Source organism: Streptomyces sp. CA-210063, from assembly GCF_024612015.1.
In the GTDB taxonomy this organism is placed as follows: Bacteria; Actinomycetota; Actinomycetes; order Streptomycetales; family Streptomycetaceae; genus Streptomyces.
The window spans coordinates 7,861,775-7,886,386 of record NZ_CP102512.1; the positions used below are offsets into that span (position 1 = coordinate 7,861,775).

24 protein-coding genes and 1 riboswitch are annotated in these 24,612 nt (G+C 71.0%); of the genes, 13 read left to right on the forward strand and 11 right to left on the reverse strand.

The annotated features are described in order from the left end of the window. Window positions 1-1,797, reverse strand: coding sequence for an AMP-dependent synthetase/ligase (locus JIX56_RS34315; protein WP_257546367.1), 1,797 nt, complete (start codon window positions 1,795-1,797; stop codon window positions 1-3). 307 nt (window positions 1,798-2,104) lie between these two features. Here JIX56_RS34315 and JIX56_RS34320 point away from each other — a divergent pair, with 307 nt between their 5' ends. The 6 genes from JIX56_RS34320 (at window position 2,105) to JIX56_RS34345 (ending at window position 7,436) form a co-directional block, all read left to right on the forward strand. Continuing rightward, window positions 2,105-2,902 (forward strand): metallophosphoesterase family protein, encoded by a 798-nt coding sequence (locus tag JIX56_RS34320; RefSeq protein WP_257546368.1) that lies wholly within the window; start codon window positions 2,105-2,107, stop codon window positions 2,900-2,902. Between the two features lie 107 nt (window positions 2,903-3,009). Continuing rightward, complete coding sequence (locus tag JIX56_RS34325) at window positions 3,010-3,450, forward strand: SRPBCC family protein (RefSeq protein WP_257546370.1); 441 nt, start codon at window positions 3,010-3,012, stop codon at window positions 3,448-3,450. A 308-nt stretch (window positions 3,451-3,758) separates the two neighbouring features. Continuing rightward, complete coding sequence (locus JIX56_RS34330) at window positions 3,759-4,937, forward strand: ArsA family ATPase (RefSeq protein ID WP_257546372.1); 1,179 nt, start codon at window positions 3,759-3,761, stop codon at window positions 4,935-4,937. 57 nt (window positions 4,938-4,994) lie between these two features. Further along, window positions 4,995-5,516: a DUF5304 domain-containing protein gene (locus tag JIX56_RS34335; RefSeq protein ID WP_257546373.1), complete on the forward strand. Its 522-nt coding sequence runs from the start codon at window positions 4,995-4,997 to the stop codon at window positions 5,514-5,516. A gap of 95 nt (window positions 5,517-5,611) precedes the next feature. Then, on the forward strand, window positions 5,612-6,565 hold the full coding sequence (locus tag JIX56_RS34340; protein WP_257546374.1) for an ROK family glucokinase: 954 nt from the start codon (window positions 5,612-5,614) through the stop codon (window positions 6,563-6,565). 121 nt (window positions 6,566-6,686) lie between these two features. Next, window positions 6,687-7,436, forward strand: a complete 750-nt coding sequence (locus tag JIX56_RS34345; RefSeq protein ID WP_257546375.1) for an endonuclease/exonuclease/phosphatase family protein — start codon at window positions 6,687-6,689, stop codon at window positions 7,434-7,436. A 102-nt stretch (window positions 7,437-7,538) separates the two neighbouring features. Here the strand turns inward: JIX56_RS34345 and JIX56_RS34350 are convergent, their stop codons facing one another. Together JIX56_RS34350 and JIX56_RS34355 are read right to left on the reverse strand one after the other, a co-directional pair. Continuing rightward, complete coding sequence (locus JIX56_RS34350) at window positions 7,539-8,291, reverse strand: hypothetical protein (RefSeq protein ID WP_443031929.1); 753 nt, start codon at window positions 8,289-8,291, stop codon at window positions 7,539-7,541. Continuing rightward, window positions 8,284-9,177, reverse strand: coding sequence for an alpha/beta hydrolase (locus tag JIX56_RS34355; RefSeq protein ID WP_257546376.1), 894 nt, complete (start codon window positions 9,175-9,177; stop codon window positions 8,284-8,286). The genes JIX56_RS34350 and JIX56_RS34355 overlap by 8 nt, the downstream gene beginning before the upstream one ends. Before the next feature lie 244 nt (window positions 9,178-9,421). Here JIX56_RS34355 and JIX56_RS34360 point away from each other — a divergent pair, with 244 nt between their 5' ends. The 4 genes from JIX56_RS34360 to JIX56_RS34375 all read left to right on the forward strand — a co-directional run bounded on the left by JIX56_RS34360 (window position 9,422) and on the right by JIX56_RS34375 (window position 13,433). Next, window positions 9,422-10,213: a lysophospholipid acyltransferase family protein gene (locus JIX56_RS34360; RefSeq protein WP_257546377.1), complete on the forward strand. Its 792-nt coding sequence runs from the start codon at window positions 9,422-9,424 to the stop codon at window positions 10,211-10,213. A 64-nt stretch (window positions 10,214-10,277) separates the two neighbouring features. Then, window positions 10,278-11,522, forward strand: coding sequence for a MacS family sensor histidine kinase (macS, locus tag JIX56_RS34365; RefSeq protein WP_257546378.1), 1,245 nt, complete (start codon window positions 10,278-10,280; stop codon window positions 11,520-11,522). Between the two features lie 80 nt (window positions 11,523-11,602). Further along, window positions 11,603-12,250, forward strand: coding sequence for a response regulator (locus tag JIX56_RS34370; RefSeq protein WP_257551291.1), 648 nt, complete (start codon window positions 11,603-11,605; stop codon window positions 12,248-12,250). A 154-nt stretch (window positions 12,251-12,404) separates the two neighbouring features. Next, on the forward strand, window positions 12,405-13,433 hold the full coding sequence (locus JIX56_RS34375; protein ID WP_257546379.1) for a 6-phosphofructokinase: 1,029 nt from the start codon (window positions 12,405-12,407) through the stop codon (window positions 13,431-13,433). Between the two features lie 239 nt (window positions 13,434-13,672). On the opposite strand, the gene JIX56_RS34380 is transcribed toward JIX56_RS34375, so the two are convergent. Together JIX56_RS34380 and JIX56_RS48145 are read right to left on the reverse strand one after the other, a co-directional pair. Beyond that, on the reverse strand, window positions 13,673-15,535 hold the full coding sequence (locus JIX56_RS34380) for an anthranilate synthase family protein (protein WP_257546380.1): 1,863 nt from the start codon (window positions 15,533-15,535) through the stop codon (window positions 13,673-13,675). Window positions 15,536-15,653: 118 nt separating this feature from the next. Further along, the gene (locus tag JIX56_RS48145) at window positions 15,654-15,710 is read right to left on the reverse strand and encodes a trp operon leader peptide (RefSeq protein ID WP_076973970.1); all 57 of its coding nucleotides are present in this window, start codon (window positions 15,708-15,710) and stop codon (window positions 15,654-15,656) included. Between the two features lie 134 nt (window positions 15,711-15,844). Here JIX56_RS48145 and JIX56_RS34385 point away from each other — a divergent pair, with 134 nt between their 5' ends. Continuing rightward, window positions 15,845-17,194: a class II 3-deoxy-7-phosphoheptulonate synthase gene (locus tag JIX56_RS34385; RefSeq protein WP_257546381.1), complete on the forward strand. Its 1,350-nt coding sequence runs from the start codon at window positions 15,845-15,847 to the stop codon at window positions 17,192-17,194. 145 nt (window positions 17,195-17,339) lie between these two features. Next, window positions 17,340-17,573 (forward strand): (2Fe-2S)-binding protein, encoded by a 234-nt coding sequence (locus tag JIX56_RS34390; RefSeq protein ID WP_257546382.1) that lies wholly within the window; start codon window positions 17,340-17,342, stop codon window positions 17,571-17,573. A gap of 1 nt (window position 17,574) precedes the next feature. On the opposite strand, the gene bfr is transcribed toward JIX56_RS34390, so the two are convergent. After that, window positions 17,575-18,054, reverse strand: a complete 480-nt coding sequence (bfr, locus tag JIX56_RS34395; RefSeq protein ID WP_257546383.1) for a bacterioferritin — start codon at window positions 18,052-18,054, stop codon at window positions 17,575-17,577. A gap of 174 nt (window positions 18,055-18,228) precedes the next feature. Here bfr and JIX56_RS34400 point away from each other — a divergent pair, with 174 nt between their 5' ends. Further along, window positions 18,229-18,876: a sulfite oxidase-like oxidoreductase gene (locus JIX56_RS34400; RefSeq protein ID WP_257546384.1), complete on the forward strand. Its 648-nt coding sequence runs from the start codon at window positions 18,229-18,231 to the stop codon at window positions 18,874-18,876. Window positions 18,877-18,928: 52 nt separating this feature from the next. Here the strand turns inward: JIX56_RS34400 and JIX56_RS34405 are convergent, their stop codons facing one another. The 5 genes from JIX56_RS34405 to thiO all read right to left on the reverse strand — a co-directional run bounded on the left by JIX56_RS34405 (window position 18,929) and on the right by thiO (window position 24,451). Next, window positions 18,929-19,819, reverse strand: a complete 891-nt coding sequence (locus tag JIX56_RS34405) for a deoxyribonuclease IV (RefSeq protein WP_257546385.1) — start codon at window positions 19,817-19,819, stop codon at window positions 18,929-18,931. A 248-nt stretch (window positions 19,820-20,067) separates the two neighbouring features. After that, a complete protein-coding gene (gene pknB / locus JIX56_RS34410; RefSeq protein WP_257546386.1) occupies window positions 20,068-21,987 on the reverse strand; it encodes a Stk1 family PASTA domain-containing Ser/Thr kinase in 1,920 nt (639 codons plus the stop codon). 274 nt (window positions 21,988-22,261) lie between these two features. Then, window positions 22,262-23,056 carry a thiazole synthase gene (locus tag JIX56_RS34415; RefSeq protein WP_257546388.1) on the reverse strand — a complete coding sequence of 265 codons (795 nt, stop codon included), beginning with the start codon at window positions 23,054-23,056 and terminating at the stop codon, window positions 22,262-22,264. A gap of 4 nt (window positions 23,057-23,060) precedes the next feature. Then, entirely contained in the window at window positions 23,061-23,261 is a 201-nt protein-coding gene (thiS, locus tag JIX56_RS34420) for a sulfur carrier protein ThiS (protein WP_257551292.1), read from the reverse strand. 14 nt (window positions 23,262-23,275) lie between these two features. Next, a complete protein-coding gene (thiO, locus tag JIX56_RS34425; protein WP_257546389.1) occupies window positions 23,276-24,451 on the reverse strand; it encodes a glycine oxidase ThiO in 1,176 nt (391 codons plus the stop codon). After that, window positions 24,449-24,560: riboswitch (TPP riboswitch) on the reverse strand. (Overlaps the previous gene by 3 nt.) Window positions 24,561-24,612: the final 52 nt, after the last annotated feature.

Below are 24,612 nucleotides of genomic sequence, written 5' to 3' on the forward strand. Positions count from 1 at the left end.
CTACTTCTGGTAGATCGCCTCGATCTCGTCCGCGTAGTCCTTCGCCACCACATTGCGCTTGAGCTTCAGGGACGGCGTCAGGTGGCCCGACTCCTCCGTGAACTGGGAGGACAGAATGCGGAACTTCCGCACCGATTCCGCCTTCGACACCGCGGCGTTGCCGTCGTCGATCGCGGCCTGAACGGCCGCGTTCAGATCGGCGTCCGCGCTCAGCGACGCCGCGGTGGACCCCGCGGGCTTGCCGTGCTCGGCGGCCCAACGGCCCAGGAACTCATCGTCGATGGTGATCAGCGCGCCCACGAAGGGCCGCCCGTCGCCCACCACCATGCACTCCGCCACCAGGGCGTGCGCCCGGATACGGTCCTCGATCACGGCCGGGGCGACGTTCTTGCCGCCCGCGGTGACGATGATCTCCTTCTTGCGGCCGGTGATCCGGAGGTAGCCGTCCTCGTCGAGGGTGCCGATGTCACCGGTGTGGAACCAGCCGTCGGCCAGCGCCTCCTCGGTCGCGCCCGGGTTGTTCCAGTACTCCTTGAACAGGTGCTCGCCGTGCAGCAGCACCTCCCCGTCGTCCGCGATCCGGATGACGGAACCCGGCAGCGGCTGCCCGACCGTACCGATCTTCTGACGGTCCCACGGGTTGAACGCGGTCGCCGCACAGGACTCCGTCAGGCCGTAGCCCTCCAGGACCGTGAAGCCGATACCGCGGAAGAAGTGCCCCAGCCGCTCGCCCAGCGGCGCGCCGCCCGAGATCGCGTACTCGCCCTTGCCGCCGAGCACCGCGCGCAGCTTGCTGTAGACGAGCCTGTCGAACACCTTGTGCTTGATCTTCAGCCCGAGGGCCGGCCCCGACGCCGTGTCCAGCGCCCTGCTGTACGCGATCGCCGTGTCCGCGGCCTTGTCGAAGATCTTGCCCTTGCCGTCCGCCTGCGCCTTCGCCCGGGCCGAGTTGTAGACCTTCTCGAAGACCCGCGGCACACCGAGGATCAGCGTCGGCCGGAAGGAGGCCAGTTCGTCGGTGAGGTTCTTGATGTCCGGTACGGTGCCCAGCTTGATCGGCGCCATCATCGGCGCGACCTGCACGAGCCGCCCGAAGACGTGCGCGAGCGGGAGGAAGAGCAGGACCGAGCACTCGCCCGTACGGAACAGCGGCCGCAGCCGCTCCACGACGTTGCCGCACTCCGCGAAGAAGCTGCGGTGGGTGAGCACACAGCCCTTCGGGCGGCCGGTGGTGCCGGAGGTGTAGACGATGGTCGCCGGGTCGTCGGCCTTCGCCAGCGAGCCGCGCTCCTCGACGGCCGCGTCGGTGACGTCCTGGCCGAGGCGCCCCAGCTCCTCCACACCGCCGCCCTCGATCTGCCAGACGTGCTTCAGCGCCGGCAGCCGGTCGCGCACCGACTCGACGGCCGCCGCGTGCCCGTCCAGCTCCACGATCATGGCGGTCGCGCCCGAGTCGGCGAGGATCCACTGCACCTGCTCCGGTGAGCTGGTCTCGTACACCGGCACGGTGACCGCGCCGGCCGACCAGATCGCGAAGTCCAGCAGGGTCCACTCGTATCGGGTACGGGACATCAGTGCGACCCGGTCACCCGGCTGGACCCCGGCGGCGATGAGCCCCTTCGCGGCCGACCGCACCTCGGCGAGGAACTGAACCGCGGTGACGTCCTGCCAGGCGCCGCCCACCTTGCGGGCGATGACGGCGACATCGGGATGCTGCGCGGCGTTTCTACGGACGATGTCGGTCAGATTGCCGTCCGTCGGGACCTCGTACAAAGCCGGAAGGCTGAACTCGCGCAAAACTGCTGCTCCTCATAGGGCGCCGGCGCCACGACTGACGTGTGTGCTGCGACGGTGCGGTCCAAGGCGGGGGCGAGCGCTCAGGCCTCACTCGGCCTCACTGGTTGAATACCTGAGCACAACTGGACTGCCCGGACGTTACCCGCCGGTATGGCTTCTCCGCGAGGGGGGTCCGGTGAGATGTTCTCCGCGTCACACATGTGGGGTTCTCCCGGGAACAATAATCCCCCCACTTACTGACTGGCCAGTAACCGCAGGTCCGCCCCGCTCTGTTCACGTATGGCGCACACGTTTACGCTTGATCGTCATGGCACCCACACCAGGCGGCAGGCGCGGGACGCGCATTCACGTGGTCAGCGACGTGCACGGCAACGCACGCGATCTGGCCGGAGCGGGCGAAGGCGCCGACGCCCTGGTGTGCCTCGGTGACCTGGTCCTCTTCCTCGACTACGCCGACCACTCCCGCGGCATCTTCCCCGACCTCTTCGGCGCCGAGAACGCCACCCGGCTCGTCGAACTGCGCACCGCCCGCCGCTTCGAGGAGGCGAGCGAACTCGGGGCCCGGCTCTGGGCGGGCGTGGGCGAGGACCGAGGCGCCGTGATCGAGAAGGCGGTCCGTAAGCAGTACGCCGAGATGTTCGCGGCCTTCCCCACGCCGACGTACGCCACGTACGGCAATGTCGATATGCCGAGGCTCTGGCCGGAGTACGCGGCGGAGGGGACGACCGTGCTGGACGGGGAGCGCGTCGAGATCGGAGGCTGGGTCTTCGGCTTCGTGGGCGGCGGACTGCGCACCCCCATGCGGACGCCGTACGAGATCAGCGACGAGGAGTACGCGGCGAAGATCGAGGCGGTGGGAGAGGTGGACGTGCTGTGCACGCACATCCCGCCGGAGGTCCCCGAGCTGGTGTACGACACGGTCGCGCGCCGTTTCGAGCGGGGGAGCCGGGCGCTGCTGGAGGCGATCCGCAGGACGCGGCCCCGGTACTCGCTGTTCGGGCATGTCCATCAGCCGTTGGCACGGCGGATGCGGATCGGGGCGACCGAGTGCGTGAACGTGGGGCACTTCGCCGGGAGCGGGAAGCCGTGGGCGTTGGAGTGGTGAACCTCAGGTGGGGTGGCGAGGGTTCGGCGGGCGCGCGGTAGCCTTCACGCTGCACATACGTGCGCACCCACCTCCCTCACCGGAACGTCTCTGGAGGAGCCACGGCGATGGCGGAATTCACCAGTTCGAGCATCACGATCGAGGCTGCGGCGGCTGACGTCATGGGAGTGATCGCCGACTTCGCCCGCTACCCGGACTGGACGGGCGAGGTGAAGGAGGCGGAGGTGCTCAAGGCCGACGACCAGGGCCGCGCCGAGCAGGTCCGGCTCGTCATGGACGCGGGCGCGATCAAGGACGACCAGACGCTGGCGTACACCTGGTCCGGGGCGAACGAGGTCTCCTGGACGCTGGTCAAGTCCCAGATGCTGCGGTCCCTCGACGGGTCCTACATCCTGAAGCCGGTCGGCGACTCGGTCACCGAGGTGACGTATCAGCTGACCGTGGACGTCAAGATCCCGATGCTCGGGATGATCAAGCGCAAGGCGGAGAAGGTGATCATCGATCGGGCGCTGGCGGGGCTGAAGAAGCGGGTCGAAGCGGGCGCCTGAGCTTTGCCCACCCACCCGCCCGACTCGCTATTTTGGCGGAGGGTGCTCTTTGGGGCCGTGGCGTGTGGGCCGTCCGGGTGATGTGTGCGGCCATGGGTTGGGTGGAGCGTGCGCCCAATGGCTCGGGGGATGCGTTGTGTCGCGCCTGCGGGTGATTCGTGGCCGGTCGCGCAGTTCCCCGCGCCCCTGACGGGGCCTGGCCCCGCTGCCGTCGCTGACCCGGGCCGTCCCACGGGCGGTCGCCACGCCCCGGCTCCGGGTGCCGGGGCGGCGGTGTCGGGCCGGGGGCTGAGTTACCGTTCAGCCTCATGCGCACCATCCTGATCACCGGGCAAGGCGGCAGCGGCCGTACGACGGTCGCGGCGGCCACGGCGCTCGACGCGGCCCGTGAGGGCGCGCGGACGCTTGTGCTGAGCGCGGACCGGATCGACGGGCTGGGTGCGGTGCTGGGCCGGGCCACCGGGGCGGAACCCGTCCGGGTCGCACCGAATCTCACCGCTTGGCGGCCCGACGCGGCGGCGGACTTCCGGGAGGATCTCGTCGCCTTCCAGGAGCGGGCGGCGTCCGTCATGGGTCTGTTGGGGGCCGGCCGGTTGGACGCCGAGGAACTCACCCCTCTTCCCGGTGCCGAAGAGCTCGCTCTGCTGCGGGCGCTGCGCGACGCCGCGCTCTCCGAGGTGTACGACCTGCTCGTCGTCGATCTGCCGCCCGCGCCGCAGGCACTCGCGCTGCTCGGTCTGCCGGAGGAGCTGCGGAGGTATCTGCGGCGGCTGCTCCCGCCGGAGCGCCAGGCCGCCCGGGCGCTGCGGCCGGTCCTCGGACGGCTCGCCGGCGTGCCGATGCCTTCGGAATGGCTGTACGAGACAGCCGCCCGGTGGGATGTCGAGCTGGCCGCCGTCGCGGCGGTCGTCGAGGACCCGGGGACGAGTGTGCGGCTGGTCGCGGAGCCGGGGCCGACGGGTGCCGACCATGTGCGCCTCGCCGGCGTCGGCCTCGCCCTGCGGGCCCTCCCCGTGGATGTACTGATCGCCAACCGGGTGCTGCCCGAGAGCACGCACGACACCTGGCTCGCCGGCCTCGTCGCCCAGCAGCGCAAGGCGACGGAGGAGTGGGAGCAGTGCGCGCAGGACCGTCCCGTACGGCGAGTCGCCCACCTCGGCCACGACCCCCGCGGCGCCGACGACCTCACCACCCTCCACGTACCCGGCATCGGTGACGCCCCCGCCCGCGTCGAGTGGACCGTCGCCGACAACCTCGGTGACGAGGGCGTGCTCGTGTGGCACATTCCCCTGCCCGGGGCGATACGCGACGAGCTGGACCTCATCCGGCGCGGCGACGAGTTGGTCGTCACGGCGGGGCAGTTCCGCCGTATCGTTCCGCTGCCGTCGGCACTGCGCCGCTGCACGGTCGACGGCGCGGCCCTGCGCGACGGCTTCTTGAGGATCCGTTTCGCGCCGGATCCCCAGTTGTGGCCCCGGACACGGTGAACCGCATACGCCCGTTCGGGTAACGTCGACAGTACGAACCGTAGGCAGGAGCCCGCCATGAGCGAAGAGCGCCCCACGTCCGACGCCGCTCGCCAGGACGCGGCCGAGGCGGCGCGGACCGCCGAGCAGGTACGCGCGACCGACCGGGTGCGAGCGACCGACGCCGACGCCTGGGCCACGGCGTGCGAGGAGGATCTCGCCGCGGAGAAGGCCCGCCGCCGGGCGCAGTACGGTCCGCCGCCGGGCTCGGCGGCCGAGGAACTGCGGAAGCTGGTCGACACCGTCGCGGACAAGCTGTCCGGGCTGCAGTCACCGCTGCTCGGCGCGGTGGCCGGGGGCGCGGCCCAGCAGATGGTCAACCAGGTCGTCCGGCAGGCCAAGGCCGCCGTCGAACCCGTCATCGACCGAAACCCGGACGTCTTCGACCATCTGGCCGCCGCCGGCGGCGAACTGCTCGCCGCGTACCGCTCCGCCGTCGAGGCCCAGGAACGCCGCTGGACGAACCGGGACACCGCTCACCGGGAAGGCCGCGACAAGGGCGACGGCCCGGGCCCCGGAGAACGCATCGACCTGGACTGATGCCGAGCCCGTCCGCCCGGCGGACGTCAGGAGTCCCGGGGCAGGGCCTCGGGTACGGTTGGCCGTAGCGGGGCTCGACCGAAACTGAGGGATTCATGGGACTCACCATCGGCGTCGATATCGGCGGTACCAAGATCGCGGCCGGTGTGGTCGACGAGGAAGGCAACATCCTCTCGACCCACAAGGTGCCGACCCCGGGCACGCCCGACGGGATCGTGGACGCCATCGCCGCCGCCGTCGAGGGCGCGCGAGCCGGACACGAGATCGTCGGTGTCGGCATCGGCGCGGCCGGTTATGTCAACCGTCAGCGGTCGACGGTCTACTTCGCCCCCAATATCGACTGGCGCAACGAGCCGCTCAAGGAGAAGGTCGAGGCCCGCGTGGGCCTGCCGGTCGTCGTGGAGAACGACGCCAACGCGGCCGCGTGGGGCGAGTACAGGTTCGGTGCCGGCAAGGGCCACCGCAACGTCATCTGTATCACCCTCGGCACCGGCCTCGGCGGCGGCATCATCATCGGCAACAAGCTGCGCCGCGGGCACTACGGCGTGGCCGCCGAGTTCGGACACATCCGGATGGTCCCGGACGGGCTCCTCTGCGGCTGCGGCTCCCAGGGCTGCTGGGAGCAGTACGCGTCGGGGCGCGCGCTGGTGAGGTACGCCAAGCAACGCGCCAACGCCACCCCGGAGAACGCCGAGCTCCTCCTCGGCCTCGGCGACGGCACCCCCGACGGCATCGAGGGCAAGCACATCTCCATGGCCGCCCGCCAGGGCGACCCCGTCGCCGTCGACTCCTATCGCGAGCTCGCCCGCTGGGCCGGCGCCGGCCTCGCCGACCTCGCCTCCCTCTTCGACCCGTCCGCCTTCATCGTCGGCGGCGGCCTGTCGGACGAGGGTGAACTGGTCCTCGACCCCATTCGCAAGTCCTACAAGCGCTGGCTGGTCGGCGGCAACTGGCGCCCCGTCGCCGAGGTCATCGCCGCCCAACTGGGCAACGAGGCGGGCCTGGTGGGCGCGGCGGACCTGGCGAGAGAACCCGACCCGATCATGTAACTCCCGGTCAGCGGCAACCCCGCGCCCTTGAGGGGCGCGGGGAACTGCGCGAGAAACCACAACGCGTCGGCACTCGCAAACGGACAAATACACCCGAGCTCTTGGGCGTACATTGATCCACATGACGCCGCTGCCCAACTCCCGCACGAACCCCGACGGTTCGGCAACCATCCGCGTCCTCAGCTACAACATCCGCTCCATGCGGGACGACACAGACGCCCTCGCCCGAGTGATCACCGCCTGCGCCCCCGACCTGGTCCTCATCCAGGAAGCCCCCCGCTTCTTCCGCTGGCGGAAGAAACTCGCCAGGCTGGCCGCGGCCTCCGGCCTGGTCACCCTCTCCGGCGGCGCCACCGCGTCCGGCCCCGCGCTGCTGTGCGACCTCAGCGCCACCGTGGAACACACCGAGGACATCCTCCTGCCCCTCACCCCCGGCCTGCACAGACGCGGCTTCGCCACGGCAGTGGTCCGCTTCGGCCGCGCCCGCCTCGGCGTCCTGTCCTGCCACCTCTCCCTGGAGAGGGACGAGCGGTACGAGCAGGGCGGCATGCTCCTCGACCAGCTGGCCCGACTGGGCGTGACCCACGCGGTCGCGGGCGGCGACCTCAACGAACGCCCGGACGGCCGCACGTTCCGCCGCCTGGCCGGTGAACTCCAGGACTGCTGGACCACCACCCCCTGGGGCGGCGAGTACACCTCCACCCCCACCGACCCCCACCAGCGCATCGACGCGATCCTGGCCACCCCCGGCATCGAGGTCCTCGGCTGCGGCGTGCCCCTCGATCACCCCGGCGTCACCGAGCACGACCTGAGGGCGGCCACGGACCACCTGCCGGTACTGGCCGCCCTCCGGGTGCCCGCCGAGTCCTAGGGTGTGCCCGGGTACACCGGGCTCGAGTTCCCTGTCCGCCGTACGGCGACGGCGAGGGCCCGCCCGGAACGCTCCCGGGCGGGCCCTCGGACGGTGGTGGGGTCAGACGACCGCGCCCCGGCCCGGATCGTCGTCGTCCTCGTCGTCGCTCTTCATGCGCATCACCAGCGTGGCGAAGCCGCCGAGGAAGCCGCCGATGCCGAGGGTGGTGAGCCACCAGGTCATCTCCCAGCCGAGCAGGACGGCGAGCAGCAGCAGCACCGGGCCGCCGACCACCCCCAGCCAGGCGAACTTGGCGGTCGCGTCGGCCTCCGGCAGTGGGGGCGGCTCGGGCGGCACGAAGTGGCCCTCGTCGTCCTCGTCGTCGGAGTCCCTGTCGCCCTTGTCGCCTTTGTCCAGCTCTTCGCCGACCGGGTCGGGCACGCTGTAGTCGCGTGGACCCCCGCCGACGCCCGGTGCGAACGCGACCGAGCTGCCCAGCGGCCTCGGGGCCGCCGGGCCGGCGGTGGCATCGGGGGACTTGTCGGGGGAGTCCTCCGGCTCGGCCTCCAGCAGGGCCAGGTCCTCCACCGCCTTGAACGGCTTGGCGCCCGGCGGGTCCGGCGGCTCCTCCCCGAACCCGGCGATGATCGCCCGCCACGCGGCGTCCTCGTCGAACGGCACGTGCTGCTCCTCGCCCCCGTGCTGCTCCTCGTCCGGCGAGCCGCCGGACGAGGAGCCCGCGGAGCCGCCTGCGGAGGTGCCTGCGGAGCCGCCCGAGGAACCGCCCGGGGAGTCGCCCCGCGAGTCGCCGTGGCGCTCGCCGAGGGGCGCTCCCTTCTCCTCCGGCTCACGCTCGGAGTCGTGCTCAGCCACCAGTGGCCGTCCCTTCCCTCTGCTCCAAGGATCCCGGACCGGTCTGCTCCGCGGACCCCGAATCAGACTGCTGTACGGATTTCGCCTCGGAGTCCTTCACGGGTTCCGCGCCGGAGTCCGTCACGTTTTCCGTACCGGACCCCGTCACGAGCCGGGTGACGAACCTGTGGCTCTCCTCGAAGATCCGGTCCGCGTCGTGGTCCAACGTCGCGACATGGTGACTCTGTTCCAGCAGGGTCTCCGTGACGTCCGTCGACGACACCCGGCCGAGGACGCGCTCGGAGTCCACGGGCGGCACCACATGGTCCCGCGCGCTGTGCAACAGCAGCAACGGCTGGGTGACCTGGGGCAGTTCGCCGTCGACGAGGCGGAGGAAATTGCGCAGCGAGTGCGCCGCGTGCAGCGGCACATGGCTGTACCCCAGCTCCTCGACGCCCTCTTTGGCGATGTCGCTGGTGATGCCCTTGGTGGTGGGAACGAAGTGCCGGAGCACGGGGAGGGCGTGCGCGGCCGGGCCGTGCACCTTGTTGGCCGGGTTGACGACCATGACGCCGTCGACCGCGTCGCCGTGCTTGGCGGCCAGCCGCAGCGCCAGCGCGCCGCCCATGGACAGCCCCGCCACGAAGACGTGCGCACAGCGTTCGCGCAGGGCCCGCAGCTCGCGGTCCACCTCCGCGTACCAGTCCTGCCAGCCGGTCGGCCGGAGGTCCTCCCAGCGGGTGCCGTGTCCCGGCAGCAGAGGCAGCGCGACGGTCAGACCGCGCGCGGCGAGATACTCCGCCCAGGGGCGCAGCGACTGCGGGGACCCGGTGAAACCGTGGCAGAGGAGAACTCCGACCTCCCCGCCCTCGTGGTGGTACGGCTCGGCTCCAGGAAGGACCGGCACGGTTCGGTCTCCTGTTCATGAGAAGGGTGTGAATGAGTCCGGATGTGGTTCACCGTACGCGACCGCACTGACACCGACCAGGGGCTTCGCGCGGTGGAGGGCGGGTGAAGAAGCCGGTGGGGGAGCGGGTGGGGACCATGAGGGGCGCTCGGCACCGGCCGGACCTGTCGGACTCTTCCTCAGCCGTCCGGGTTAAGGTCTGATCCACAGAACACAGAGAGGCACTCCGTTGTTGTACGGCGCGATGAAGGTCGCTATCGGGGGACCGCTCAAGGTCACCTTCAGGCCCTGGGTGGAGGGCCTGGAGAACATTCCGGCCGAGGGCGCCGCGATCCTCGCGAGCAACCACCTCTCCTTCTCGGACTCGTTCTTCCTGCCCGCTGTCCTCGACCGCAAGGTCACGTTCATCGCGAAGGCCGAGTACTTCACCACCCCCGGCATCAAGGGCAAGCTGACGGCCGCCTTCTTCAAGGGCGTCGGCCAGCTCCCGGTGGACCGCTCCGGCGCGCGGGGTGCGGGCGAGGCCGCCATCAAGAGCGGCATACAGGTCATCGAGAGCGGTGAACTGTTCGGCATCTACCCCGAGGGCACCCGCTCGCCCGACGGGCGGCTCTACCGCGGTAAGCCCGGCGGCCTCGCCCGGGTGGCCCTCGCCACCGGCGCGCCCGTCATCCCCGTCGCCATGATCGACACGGAGAAGATCCAGCCGCCGGGCAAGGTCCTGCCGAAGGTCATGCGCCCCGGCATCCGCATCGGCAAGCCCCTCGACTTCAGCCGCTACCAGGGCATGGAGCACGACCGCTTCGTCCTGCGGGCGCTGACCGACGAGGTCATGTACGAGATCATGAAGCTCTCCGGCCAGGAGTACGTCGACATCTACGCGACCGCCGCCAAGCGGCAGATCACGGACGCGGCCAAGGCGGAGAAGGAGGCCGACAAGGCGGCCAAGGCCGCCCTCGCCAAGGCCGAGAAGGAGCAGGCGGCCCAGGAGCAGGCGGACCGGGCCCGGACGGAGAAGGACCAGCCGGGTTCGTGACGGCCGCGTTCCCGGGTACGGTCGCGTTCCCGGACGGGAGCGTCGTGGGTGGGGTGGGGGGGACATGCCGAAGCGTGAGCGAGTCATGACGATGTCGGTCGAGCAGCCGCTGTGGCGCGCGCTCACCGGCTACCGGGTGCTGACGATGGTCTACGCGGTCGGCCTCTTCGCCAGCGCGTACGACGAGTTCGAGCGCCCCTGGCTGGCCGTCGCCTACTTCGCGGTCCTGGCCGGCTGGACCCTGGTGACCCTGCCCAAGGTCGCGAACGCGGCCAACTGCACCAAGCGGTTCCTCACGGCCGACCTCACCATCGCGATCGTCGGCATCCTGCTCACCCGGTTCGCCGACTCGACCGCGCGCGTGGAGGCCGGGGGCCCCACCCTGCCATCGATATGGACCGCCGGGGCCGTCCTGGCCTTCGCCATCAAGGGCGGTTGGCGCTGGGCCGCCTTCGCCTCCACGCTCGTGGCCGTCGCCAACCTGATCCACCGCGGCGCCCCCACCCGCGACACCATCCACAACGTGCTGCTGGTCTGGGTCGCCTCCATCGCCATCGGATACGTCGTCGAGGTCGCCCGCGCCTCCGAGCGCACCCTCGCCCGCGCCCTGGAGATCGAGGCCGCCACCCGTGAACGGGAACGCCTCGCCCGGGACATCCACGACAGCGTCCTCCAGGTCCTCGCCATGGTCCAGCGGCGCGGCACCGCCCTCGGCGGCGAGGCCGCGGAGCTGGGCCGGATGGCGGGCGAGCAGGAGGTGGCCCTGCGCACCCTGGTCTCGGGCGGCCTGGTCCCCGTCTCCCGCGTCTCGGAGGACGCGGCCCAGGGAGCGCTCGTCCGCGCGGTCGAGGAACCGGACGCCGACGACGACGCGACGGGCCCGGTGGACCTGCGCGCCCTCCTCGCCCCGTACGCCGGCGCGAAGGTCACCTTCTCCGAGCCCGGCGGCCCGGTGCCGCTCGCCCCGCGGGCCGCACGCGAACTGGCCGCCGCCGTCGGCGCCGCGCTGGACAATGTGCGCGCGCACGCGGGAGCCGAGGCCCGGGCCTGGATCCTGGTCGAGGACTGGTCGGACGAGGTCGTCGTGACCGTACGGGACGACGGCCCCGGCATCCCCGAGGGACGGCTCGCCCAGGCCGAGGGGGAGGGCCGGCTCGGGGTGGCCCTCTCCATCCGGGGGCGTCTGCGCGACATCGGCGGCACGGCCGAACTGATCTCGGTGCCGGGACAGGGCACAGAAGTCGAACTGAAGGTGTCCAAGGCCTCCGAAGGGCCGAAGGACGTACGGGGGAAGGCGGAGAAGCGGTGACGGAAAGCGTGGAGAACGTGCGCGACGGCGGGCCGGTGGACGGGCGGGCACAGCCCGGCGGGAGCGGCCCGATCAAGGTCATGGTGGTCGACGACCATCCCATGTGGCGCGACGCCGTCGCCCGCGACCTGGCCGAGTCCGGCTTTGACGTGGTCGCCACGGCGGGCGACGGCGAGCAGGCGGTGCGCCGCGCCCGGGCCGCCGCGCCGGACGTCCTCGTACTGGACCTGAACCTGCCCGCGAAGCCCGGCGTCCAGGTCTGCAAGGAACTGGTCGGCGCCAACCCCGCCCTGCGTGTCCTCGTGCTGTCGGCGAGCGGCGAACACGCGGACGTCCTGGAGGCGGTGAAGTCCGGCGCGACGGGCTATCTGCTGAAGTCGGCGTCGACGGAGGAACTGATCGACGCGGTCCGCCGCACCGCGGTCGGAGACCCCGTCTTCACCCCCGGCCTCGCCGGCCTGGTCCTCGGTGAGTACCGCCGCCTCGCCTCCGAGCCCGCCCCCGCGTCGGGCGCCGACGAGCCCAAGGCCCCGCAGCTCACCGACCGCGAGACCGAGGTGTTGCGCCTCGTCGCCAAGGGGCTGAGCTACAAGCAGATCGCCGAACGCCTGGTGATCTCGCACCGCACGGTCCAGAACCACGTCCAGAACACCCTCGGCAAGCTCCAGCTCCACAACCGGGTGGAGCTGGTCCGCTATGCCATAGAGCGCGGGCTCGACGACGAGTAAACAACCCGAATCACCCCATAGAGTGAATGAGGTTTGATCAACTCCTCTGCATTCAGCCGTAATTCGCCGGAATTGGCCTCCCGTGCATGCCGAAGTGACCTGGATCACTATTAGCGTGACCCTCACCAGGCAACCTCGGCGAAGGGACTTTTCCATGCGCGTCGGAGTACTGACCGGAGGCGGCGACTGCCCCGGGCTCAACGCCGTCATCCGGGGCGTCGTCCGCAAGGGCGTGCAGGAGTACGGCTACGACTTCGTCGGCTTCCGGGACGGCTGGCGGGGACCACTGGAGAACGACACCGTCCGCCTCGACATCCCCGCCGTGCGCGGCATCCTGCCCCGGGGCGGCACCATCCTCGGCTCCTCGCGCACCAACCCCCTCAAGCAGGAGAACGGCATCCGCCGCATCAAGGACAACCTCGCCAAGCAGGAGGTCGAGGCGCTCATCGCCATCGGCGGCGAGGACACGCTCGGTGTGGCCGCGCGCCTGTCGGACGAGTACGGCGTCCCCTGCGTGGGCGTCCCGAAGACCATCGACAACGACCTCTCGGCCACGGACTACACCTTCGGCTTCGACACGGCGGTGGGCATCGCGACGGAGGCCATCGACCGCCTCCACACCACCGCCGAGTCGCACATGCGCGTCCTGGTCGTGGAGGTGATGGGCCGTCACGCCGGCTGGATCGCCATCCACTCCGGCCTGGCCGGCGGCGCGAACGTCATCCTCATCCCCGAGCAGCGCTTCGACGTCGACAAGGTGTGCGCCTGGGTGACGTCCCGCTTCAAGGCGTCGTACGCGCCGATCGTGGTTGTGGCGGAGGGGGCCATGCCGAAGGACGGCGAGATGGTCCTGAAGGACGGGTCCCTGGATTCCTTCGGCCATGTCCGCCTCTCGGGTGTCGGCGAATGGCTGGCCAAGGAGATCGAGAAGCGTACGGGCAAGGAGGCCCGTACGACGGTCCTCGGCCATGTCCAACGAGGCGGCACCCCCAGCGCCTTCGACCGCTGGCTCGCCACCCGCTTCGGCCTCCACGCCATCGACGCCGTCCACGACCGCGACTTCGGCAAGATGGTCGCCCTCCGAGGCACCGACATCATCCGCGTCCCCATCGCCGACGCGACGGCCAGGCTGAAGACCGTCGACCCGAAGCTCTACGAGGAGGTCGGCGTGTTCTTCGGCTGAGACGCGCGGGAGAGCTCGGGGGGTTCGGTTGTGCGGCGGGTGCGGGTGGTGTGTGGTTGCTCGCGCGGTTCCCCGCGCCCCTGAAAAGCAGGGGCTGCGCCCCGTGCTTTTCGTCTTCAGGGGCGCGGGGAACCGCGCGACAAGCCCTCACCCACCCGCACCCGACAACGAACCCCTCGGGGTCGAAGGGGCGGAGCCCCTGGGGATGGGACGGGTAGGGGCGGCGGGGGCGAGGAAACCTAGAGCGCCCGCAGCGACTGAACCCCCGCCACCAACTCCCGCACCACAGCCACCCCATCCAACGTCAGCACAGACTCCGGATGGAACTGCACCCCCGCGAACCCGGGCCCTCGCAGCGCATGCACCTCACCACTCGCACTACGACTGACCTCGACCCCCTGCGCCGCCAACGCGGCCGCCGCCACGTCGTCGCAGTGGGCCACGAAGCTGTTGTAGAAGCCGACGGTCTCCCCCCGCCCGAACAGATCGATCTCCGTCTGCGCCCCCTGATACGGCACCTCCTTCCGCACCGTCCCCAGCCCCAACTCCGCCGCGATCAACTCATGCCCGAGACACACCCCGAGCACCCCGTACCGATGCCCCCGCACCACCTCGGCGGTCAGCGACCGCAGGAACCGCATCTTGGGATCCCCCGCATCGCCCGGATCCCCGGGCCCGGGCCCCAGCACGACCACCCCCGCATGCCCGAGCACACCCTCCCGCAGCCCGGGCTCGTCGTACGGCCGTACCGTCACCTCCAGCCCCGACGACCGCAGCAGATGCGCGAGCATCGCGGTGAACGTGTCCTCCGCGTCCACGACGAGCGCATGCCCCGACAACTCGGCCGTCCGCTCCTGCATCCGCAGCCAGAACGGCGCCAATGAGCCCCGCCGCCCGTCCAGCGCCGCCCGCACCCGCGGATCCTCCGCCAGCACCGGCCGCACCCGCTCCCGCCCCGGCCGCCCGGGCCGCACCCCCAGCGCCGTCAGCACCCCCGCCGCCTTGGTGTGCGTCTCGGCGACCTCACTCGCCGGATCCGACCCCCGGACGAGCGTGGCCCCCACCGGCACCCTCAGCCGCCCGTCCGCCGCGATGTCGGCGGTACGGATCAGAATCGGTGAGTCGAGGGTCTGCGCTCCCCCGGAATCCCGCCCGACCAGCGCCAGCGCCCCCGCGTAGTACCCGCGCCCGCCCACTTCGTGCCGCTCGATCACCCGGCACGCGTTCTGCACCGGCGACCCGGTGACCGTCGCGGCGAACATCGTCTCCTTCAGCACCTCCCGCACATCGAGCGACGACCGCCCCCGCAGCTCGTACTCGGTGTGCGCGAGATGCGCCATCTCCTTCAGCCGGGGCCCGACCACGACCCCGCCCATGTCGCCGACCGTGCACATCATCTTGAGCTCCTCGTCGACGACCATCGACAGCTCCTCGATCTCCTTGCCGTCGGCGAGGAAGGCCAGCAGATCCTCCGGCGTCGGACCCCCGGCCGGGTAGCGGTACGTCCCGCTGATCGGGTTCATCACGACCGTCCCGCCGGACATCCGGACGTGCACCTCGGGGCTGGCACCGACCAGCGTGCGCTCGCCCGTGTGGACCACGAACGTCCAGTACGCGCCCCGCTCGCCCTCCAGCAGCCGCCGGAACAGCGCCAGCGCGTCGGCTCTGCCGAAGCCCGGGATCGAGCCCTCGTACGTCCGCCGGATCACGAAGTTCGCGCCCTCGCCCCGCCCGATCTCCTCGCGCAGCACCCGGTCGACGATCTCCGCGTACTCCTCGTCGCCGACGTCGAAGCCGTCGCCCTCGACCCGGACGTCGTGCGCGGGCAACTCCGCGAGGGCCCGGTCCAGCGGTAGCTCGTACGACTCCTCGGGCGTCAGCACCGACAGGGGCGTCCCGTCGTCGCGGACGTCGAAGCCGCGTTCGCGGATCTGCCGGAAGGGGACGAGCGCCAGCCCCTCGTCGGGGATGTCGGCGAGCCGCTCGTACGTCGTCACCGGGCCGATCAGCACCTCCACCGTGTCGTGGTCGTGGAGGCCGGGCGTGCGGCGGCGCAGCAGGGCGAACGGGCGGTCGTCGGACAGGAGCCGGGTCAGATCCATGGGTTCCTCTTCCCTGGGGGATCACGGTCATCGCGGTGATCGGGGAGGAACGGCCGGGCCCTGGAAACACCGAAGGCCGCCCCTCGGGCGGCCTTCGCGAAGTCTTGCGTACGCGCAGTCAGTGGGCCGCCGGATGAGCGGTCCACCACCAGTTCTGGATCGAGTGCGCGAACATGCGCCGCACCCTACCGGACAATCCCGGGGCATGGGCAGCGGCGGCGCCGCCGTGTGTGCTTCGATCGAGCGGGGTTCGTCTCACTTGATGAGCAAGGGGATGGACGCCCGACACGACCCCGTAATGTGGACGTCGTGACCGTGAACGCTAAGTCCAGCGCGAGCGCTGGCAACACCTGGCGAGACCTGCCCGCGGCGCAGCAGCCCGAGTACCCCGACACCGAGGCTCTGCGCGCAGTCGTTGCGGAGCTCGAGTCGTATCCGCCGCTCGTCTTCGCGGGCGAGTGCGACCAGCTGCGCGCCCGGATGGCGTCCGTCGCCAAGGGAGAGGCGTTCCTCCTCCAGGGCGGCGACTGCGCCGAGGCCTTCGACGCCGTCTCGGCCGACCACATCCGCAACAAGCTGAAGACGCTCCTCCAGATGGGCGCGGTCCTCACCTATGCGGCCTCCGTGCCGGTCGTGAAGGTCGGCCGCATCGCCGGCCAGTACTCCAAGCCGCGCTCCAAGGGCACCGAGACCCGCGACGGCGTGACCCTGCCGACGTACCGCGGCGACTCGGTCAACGGCTTCGACTTCAACGAGGCCGCCCGCATCCCGGACCCCGAGCGCCTGAAGCGGATGTACAACGCCTCCGCCTCCACGCTCAACCTGGTCCGCGCCTTCACCACCGGCGGTTACGCCGACCTGCGCCAGGTGCACGCCTGGAACCAGGACTTCGTGAAGTCGTCCCCGTCCGGCCAGCGCTACGAGCAGCTCGCCCGCGAGATCGACAACGCGCTGAACTTCATGCACGCCTGCGGGGCCGACCCGGAGGAGTTCCGCACCGTCGAGTTCTTCTCCTCGCACGAGGCGCTGCTGCTCGACTACGAGTCGGCGCTGACCCGCGTCGACTCGCGCACGGGGCAGCTGTACGACGTCTCCGCGCACATGGTGTGGATCGGTGAGCGCACCCGCCAGCTGGACCACGCGCACATCGAGTTCGCCTCGCAGATCCGCAACCCGATCGGGATCAAGCTCGGCCCGACGACCACGGCCGAGGACGCGCTGCAGTACATCGAGCGCCTCGACCCGGACCGCGAGCCCGGCCGCCTCACCTTCATCGTGCGCATGGGCGCGGACAAGGTCCGCGACAAGCTGCCCGAGCTGGTCGAGAAGGTCACCGCCTCCGGCGCGACCGTGGCCTGGGTGAGCGACCCGATGCACGGCAACACCTTCGAGGCGGCCTCCGGCCACAAGACCCGCCGCTTCGACGACGTGCTCGACGAGGTCAAGGGCTTCTTCGAGGTCCACAAGGGCCTGGGCACCCACCCGGGCGGCATCCACGTGGAGCTCACCGGCGACGACGTCACCGAGTGCGTGGGCGGCGGCGACGAGATCTTCGTCGACGACCTGCACCAGCGCTACGAGACGGCCTGCGACCCGCGGCTCAACCGCAGCCAGTCCCTGGACCTGGCGTTCCTCGTCGCGGAGCTGTACCGGGACTAGTGACAGCTGTCTCAGCAGAGTGGAGTGGGGCGCGGATCACATACGATCCGCGCCCCACTCCACTTTTGCGGTTCTTATGCGGCGGGTAAGGTTAGGTTAGCCTCACCGATCATCGGGGCGGCGCTCTTATCGATCCCGGCGGGAGGTGAACCGCGTGTTCGTCTGCAGTTGCTTCGGCGTCACCGAGCAGCAGGTCAGGAAGCATGCGGCGGACGGCGCCTGCACCCCTCGTCAGATCGCGTCCGCCTGCAAGGCGGGCACGGACTGCGGCTCGTGCGTCCGTCGGATCCAGGCGATCCTGGGCAGGGGCGCGTGCCCGCGCCGTGAGCTGGCGGACCAGGGTGAGCCGGTCCTCGCCGAGCTCGAGGAAGCGGCGTAGCTCAGCTCTCCGGCTGCTCGATCAGCTGCGCGATGTACAGCGCCTCGCCGAGCTTCTCCAGCAGTTCCAGCTGGGTGTCGAGGTAGTCGATGTGGTGCTCCTCGTCCTCGAGGATCGACTCGAAGATGTTCGCGGACGTGATGTCGCCCTTGTTGCGCATCACCTCGATGCCGCGCTTGAGGCGGTCGATCGCCTCGACCTCGATCTGCCGGTCGGCCTCGAACATCTCCCTGACCGTCTGACCGACCCGGACGTGGAACAGCCGCTGGTAGTTCGGCAGCCCCTCCAGGAAGAGGATCCGGTCCGTGAGCACCTCCGCGTGCTTCATCTCGTCGAACGACTCGTGACGCGTGTACTTCGCGAGCTTCGTCCAGCCGAAGTTCTCCTGCATCTTCGCGTGCAGGAAGTACTGGTTGATCGCGGTCAGCTCAGCGGTCAGCTGCTCGTTGAGGAATTCGATGACCTCGGGGTCGCCCTGCATCGCAGAGGCTCCTTCCAAGCGGGGGACTGGGAGGTTGCGCCGCGATGATTGCACCGCCGTAGAAGATCGTCCAGTAAGTGCAAGCTTAGTAAGTAAGTGCAGCCTTAGTCCGAAATGCCCTGCTCGGGTGGGGGCTGGTCATGTGCACCGGTCGGGGTCTGTCAGGATGGAGGCATGGGTCAGCCGGTGGAACGCGAATCAGGAGATCGCGCATCTGAGAACGCGGTATCGCCGCAGCTTCCGCCGGGACAGCGGCTCCAGCGCGGCTGGCCGGTCACGCACTACGGGCCCGTTCCCAAGTTCCGTCCCGAGCGCTGGGACTTCCGGGTCTTCGGCGCCACCGCCGACGGCGAGAAGCACAGCTGGACCCATGACGAGTTCACCGCTCTGCCGTACGACTCGGTCGTGGCCGATCTGCACTGCGTGACGAAGTTCAGCATGATCGGCGCCGAATGGGGCGGCATCCCGGCTCGTACGATCCTGGAGATCGCGCCGCCCGCCCCCGAGGTCACCCATGTGATGGTGTGGGCCGAGTACGGCTTCAGCTCCAACCTCCGGATCGCCGACTTCGCCTCCGAGCGCACCATCTTCGCCACCCACAAGGACGGCGAACTCCTCACCGCCGAGCACGGCTTCCCCCTCCGCCTCGTCGTCCCCCACCTGTACGCCTGGAAGGGCCCCAAATGGGTCCGCGGCATCGAGTACATGACCGCCGACCGCCGCGGCTTCTGGGAGGAACGCGGCTACCACAACATCGGCGACCCGTGGCAGGAACAGCGGTACTCGTACCAGGAGGAGCCGGGGGAGGGGCCCGAGCTCTGATCCTGGTCGGCCACGGTTCGCTGACCGTGCTCCCGATCCGGCGTCTGCGGGGTCAGCCGTCCCGGAGTTTCTTCAGCCGCTCCACGTCCGCCGCGTGCCCCTCCTTGCCTCCCGGCGTCTCGATGATCAGCGGGACGCCTGCCGTGGCGGGGTGGGTCATCAACGCGCGGAAGGGGTCCTCGCCGATGTGGCCGGAGCCGATGTTCTCGTGGCGGTCCTTGTGGGCGCCGACCACGTCCTTGGAGTCGTTGGCGTGGATCAGCTTCAGTCGGCCCTCGCCGACGGTGTCCACCAGCAGGTCGAGGGTCTGGTGCATGCCGCTCGGGCCGGTCAGGTCGTGCCCGGCCGCGAAGATGTGGCAGGTGTCCAGGCAGACGCCCAGCTTGGGGTGCGCGTCCAGCGCCTCGAAGTAGGGGCCGAAGTCCCACGTGCGTGAGCACAGCGAGGCCCCCTGGCCCGCCGTCGACTCCAGGAGCAGATACGGGTCGTCGTCGTGGGTCAGCTCGTCCAGCAGCGGCAGCAGATACTCCCGCACCTGCTTCAGCGCCACCGACCGGTCCCGCCCGCCGGTCGCGCTTCCCGTGTGCACGACCACTCCGAGCGCGCCGATCTCCCGGCCCCGGCGCAGCGAGTGCCGCAGCGACTCCACGGACTTCTCCACCGTCGCCTCGGTGTGCGACCCGAAGTTGATCAGGTACGGCGCGTGTACGTACGCGGGGATCGACTCGGTCGCACACGCCGCACGGAACTCCTCGTCCTGCCGCGGATTCCCGACGGGCGTCGCCCAGCCACGCGGATTGGCGACGAAGACCTGGACTGTCTCGGCCTTCAGATCACGGGCGTACGTCAGCCCGACGGAGTTGAGGCCACCGGCGACGGGGACATGACCGCCGACCGGGTTGCGGGACGGGCCGGAGAGGCTGGGGGACTGCTGAGTGCTCACCGGACAAGGGTGTCACGCGGCCCGAGACGCCCGACCGGCGGCTTCGACGGCTCCCGCCCGGCCGGGCTTCCGCCTCTGACGGCTGCCGGCCGGGCGCTTCTGCCTCTGACGGCTGCCGGCCGGATGCCTCCGCCTCTGACGGCTCCCGCCCGGCCGACCTCCCGCGCCCGGTCCCCATGGTCGGCCACCCCCCCTCGGCGAGTCCCCGGGGCGTCCCCGGTCGGCCCGTCCCGAATGGCCGGCTTCGGTCAGCCGATCTCGATCGTGATCGTGGACCCCTTGGCCGCCGTGTCGCCGCCGTCCACCGACTGGCCCTTGACCTCGTCGCCGAAGAGTCCGAGCAGCCCTCGGTCCTCCTCGACCTCGAAGCCCGCGGCCTTGAGCTTCTGGGTCGCCTCGTCGACGCTGTCACCCACGACGTCCGGGACCTCGACCATCACGGGCCCCTTGGAGATCGTCAGCGTGACGGTGTCGCCCGTGCCGACCTGCTTGCCCGCGACCGGCGACTGCTCGGCCACGAGCCCCTTCTCGAACTCGGAGTTGACCTGCTTCGAGGCGATCTTCACCTTGAGGCCCGCCTCCTCCAGCTCGGCGGTGGCGTCCTCGACCGAGGCACCGGACAGCTCGGGCATCTCCACCGGGGCGCCCCGGCTGACCACGAGCCTGACGGCCGAACCCGAGGACACCTCGATGCCGGAGCCCGGCTCGGTGCTGATCACCTGGCCTCTGATGACCTCGTCGCTGAACTCACGCGTCACCACGCCCGGTTCGAGCCCGTCGTCCTTCAGCCGGGTCTTCGCGAGGTCCAGCCGGTAGCCCTTCAGGTCCGGCACCTTCACGGTCTCGGGGCCCTTGGAGATCGTCACCGTCACGATGTCGTTGTCCCGGATCCGCTCCCCGGGCGCCGGGTCCGTGCTGATCACCTTGCCGCGCTTGACGGTGTCGCTGAACGCGCGCTGGACATCGACGTCCAGCCCGGCCGCCGCCAGCCGCTTCTCCGCGTCCGCCTGGCTCTGCCGCAACACCGCCGGGACTTCGGTGAACTGGCCCGAATTGATGTACCAGACGCCCCCGCCCACCCCGAGCACGAGCAGCACGGCCACGACGATCGCGAGCAGCCCACGCCGGGGAGCCGGGGCGTTCCGGGTGCGCCGGGGCGGCGGCGGAGGCGACTCGAACCGGCTCGTACGGTTCAGCTGCTGGTCCGCGTCCACCGGTGCCGAACGCGACACGGACAGCGAGCGCGGGATCACGCTCGTCCGGTCCTCCGCGTTGTCGTGGCCGCCGGCTGTCGCCTGCGGCGGCACCGCGTCCAGCTGCTCGCCGCTCAGCCCGGCCCGCGCCTCAAGCGTCTGAGCGAGCAGCGCGACCGCGTCGTACGGCCGCAGCTCGGGATTGCGGGCGGTCGCCGAGGCAACCAGCACGTCCAGCGCGTACGGCAGCCCCGGCACCGCGGCCGACGGCGGCGGCACGTCGTCATGCAGCGCGTGGTAGAGCACCTGCGCGGGGGAGTCCCCGGAGTGCGGCTTGCCGCCGGTGAGCATCTCGTAGAGCATCACGCCGCACGCGTACACGTCGACGCGGGTGTCGGTCGTGCCGTGCTCCAACTGCTCGGGGGCGAGGTAGGAGACGGTGCCGAGGACGGCGCCGGTGGTGCTGGTGACCGTGTCCACGGCCCGTACGAGGCCGAAGTCGGCGACCTTGACGCGGCCGTCGTCCCCTATCAGCACGTTCTCCGGCTTCATGTCCCGGTGCACGAACCCGGCACGATGCGCGGCGCCGAGCGCGGCGAGCACCGGCTCCAGGATGTCCAGCGCCGCCCGGGGCTGCAGCGCCCCGCGCTCACGCAGCACATCACGGAGGGTGCAGCCGGCGACGTACTCCATCGCGAGGTAGACGTACGACCCGTCGGTGCCCTGGTCGTAGACCCCCACCACGTTCGGGTGCGACAGCCGCGCCACCGACTTGGCCTCACGGATGAACCGCTCGACGAACGTCCGGTCCGCGGCCAGCGTCGGATGCATCACCTTGAGCGCGAGCACGCGGTCCAGGCGGGTGTCCACGGTCCGGTAGACCGTGGCCATCCCGCCGACCGCGATCCGCGCCTCGACTCGATACCGGCCGTCGAGCACCCGGCCGACAAGCGGGTCCTGAAGGGTCGTGTCCACGCAGGTGAGTGTACGAGCCGCCGCTGACACGCCGACAACTTCCGTGGCGACCGAGCCGGACTGCAGCTGAGCTGTGACGGACGTTCCACGGGCGTGCCGGTTCGCCCAGGAGCCCGGGGATGTCCGTGCGCAGGCGGGTGCGGGTGGGTCGTGGTTGCTCGCGCAGTTCCCCGCGCCCCTGACGGCGTGGGGCGCGCCCGGGGCCTTCAAGGGGCGCGGGGAACTGCGCGACAAGCCCCCACGCACCCGCAGTCGCCACACAACCCGAACCAACTCAGAACGCCGGCCGCTCCGGATCCAGCCACGCCAACCCCTCACCCGGCGACGACGCCTCCGCGAAATGCCGCCGGGGGATCCGTCCCGCCCGGTGCGCCAGCCGCCCCGCCTCCACCGCGTGGCGCATGGCCTCGGCCATGAGGACCGGCTCCTGGGCGCGGGTCACGGCGGAGGCGAGCATCACACCGGCGCAGCCCAGCTCCATCGCGAGCGCGACGTCCGACGCCGTACCGGCCCCCGCGTCCAGGATCACCGGCACGCGCGCGTGCTCCACGATCAGCTGGAAGTTGTGCGGGTTGCGGATCCCGAGCCCGGACCCGATCGGCGACCCGAGCGGCATGATCGCGGCACAGCCCACGTCCTGAAGCTTCCGCGCGAGGACGGGGTCGTCGTTCGTGTACGGCAGCACGGTGAAGCCGTCGTCGACGAGCGTCTCGGCGGCGTCGAGCAGCTCGATCGGGTCGGGCAGCAGCGTGCGCTCGTCGGCGATGACCTCCAGCTTCACCAGGGACGTGCCGAGCGCCTCGCGCGCGAGGCGGGCGGTCAGCACGGCCTCGCCCGCCGTGAAGCAACCGGCCGTGTTGGGCAGCACCCGGATGCCCAGCCTGTCGAGCACGGACAGGACCGAGCCGTGCACGGACGCGTCGACGCGGCGCATCGCGACCGTCGTCAGCTCCGTACCGGAGGCCACCAGCGCGCGCTCCAGGACGTCGAGGCCGGCCGCGCCGCCCGTGCCCATGATCAGGCGGGACGAGTACGTCGTACCGCCGAGGACGAAGGGGTCGTCTGCCATGGGATCAGCCTCCTTGGACGGCGGTGAGGACCTCGACGCGATCCCCGTCGGCGAGGGCGGTGGTCGTCCACCGCGCGCGCGGGACGACGGTTTCGTTGAGCGCGGCGGCGACCCCGGAGGGGGACGCGGTGAGTGTCCGCACGACCGTGTCGAGGGCGGTGCCGGGAGCGATCTGCCGCCGCTCCCCGTTGACGAGGACGCTCAGTGTCTCGGTGGCGCTCACGCGGGCTGCTCCATGAGTGCGCGGGCCGCGCCGGCGCGGAACCGCGACGGCGTGAAGTCGCGGGCCTCCTCCGGCAGTTCACCGGTGGTCAGCACATGCGCCATGACGTCGCCGGTGACCGGGGTGAGCAGCACCCCGTTGCGGTAGTGGCCCGTCGCGAGGAGCAGGCCGTCGAGCTCGGTGGGGCCGAGCAGCGGCGCGTTGTCGGGGGAGGCGGGGCGCAGGCCCGCGCGGGTCTCGGTGAGCGGGAGCTCGGTGATCCCGGGGACGAGTTCATGGGCGTCGCGCAGCAGCTCGTAGACCCCGCCCGCCGTCACCGTCGTGTCCCAGCCCAGCTCCTCGCTGGTCGCGCCGACGACGAGTTCGCCGTTCTCGCGCGGCACCAGGTAGACATGGCTGCCGCGGACCACGGCCCGCACGGTCCGGCTCAGGAAGGGCGCGTACCGCTTCGGCACGGTCAGCCGCAGCACCTGCCCCTTCACGGGCCGCACCGGCGGCAGCACATCGTCCGGGACCCCGGCGAGCCGCCCGCTGAGGCTGCCCGCGGCGAGGACGACCTGCCCGGCCGCCACGTGGTCACCGTCGCCGGTCCGGACTCCGGCGGCCCGCTGCCGGACCACCGACAACTCCTCGGCCCAGGTCCGGTGGAACACCACCCCGGCGCGCTCGCAGGCCGCGACGAGGGCCCTGGAGAGCCGCCTCGGGTCGATCTGGTGGTCCCCGTCGACGCGGAGTCCGCCGCGTACGCCCGGCGCGAGCATCGGCTCCAGCCGACGGCAGTCGCGGCCGTTCAGCCACTCCGACGCCAGACCCGACCGTCGCTGCAGGGCGTGCAGTTCGCGCAGATGGGCGCGGTCGTCGGCGTCGAGCGCCACGGCGAGCGTGCCGGAGCGGCGGTAGCCGAGGTCGAGGCCGGTCGCCTCCGTCAGCTCGGCCGCGAAGTCCGGGTAGCGGCGCGCGGACTCCAGGTTGAGCCCCAGCAGCGTCTGCTCGCCGTAGTGCAGCTCGGTGACCGCGGCGAGCATCCCGGCCGCCACCCGTGCGGCCCCGCCGCCGGGCTCGGGATCGACCACGGCCGTGGCGAATCCGCGCTGCGCGGCCCGCCACGCCGTGACCAGCCCGATGATTCCGCCCCCCACGACGAGGACGTCGGATGTGTGCGTACGCGACATGGGCGTCCAGCCCCTCCCTTCGCCGGCATGACCCGGATCAGGTTCGTACGGTCGGAGGCCGCCAGCCTCCCTCTCAGCCCGGTGCGTCCGGACTCCCGCGAGTGCTCTACGGTGGCCCACCCTAGCCCTCGCCGCTCGTCCCAGTAAGGGAGCCTCCGCTC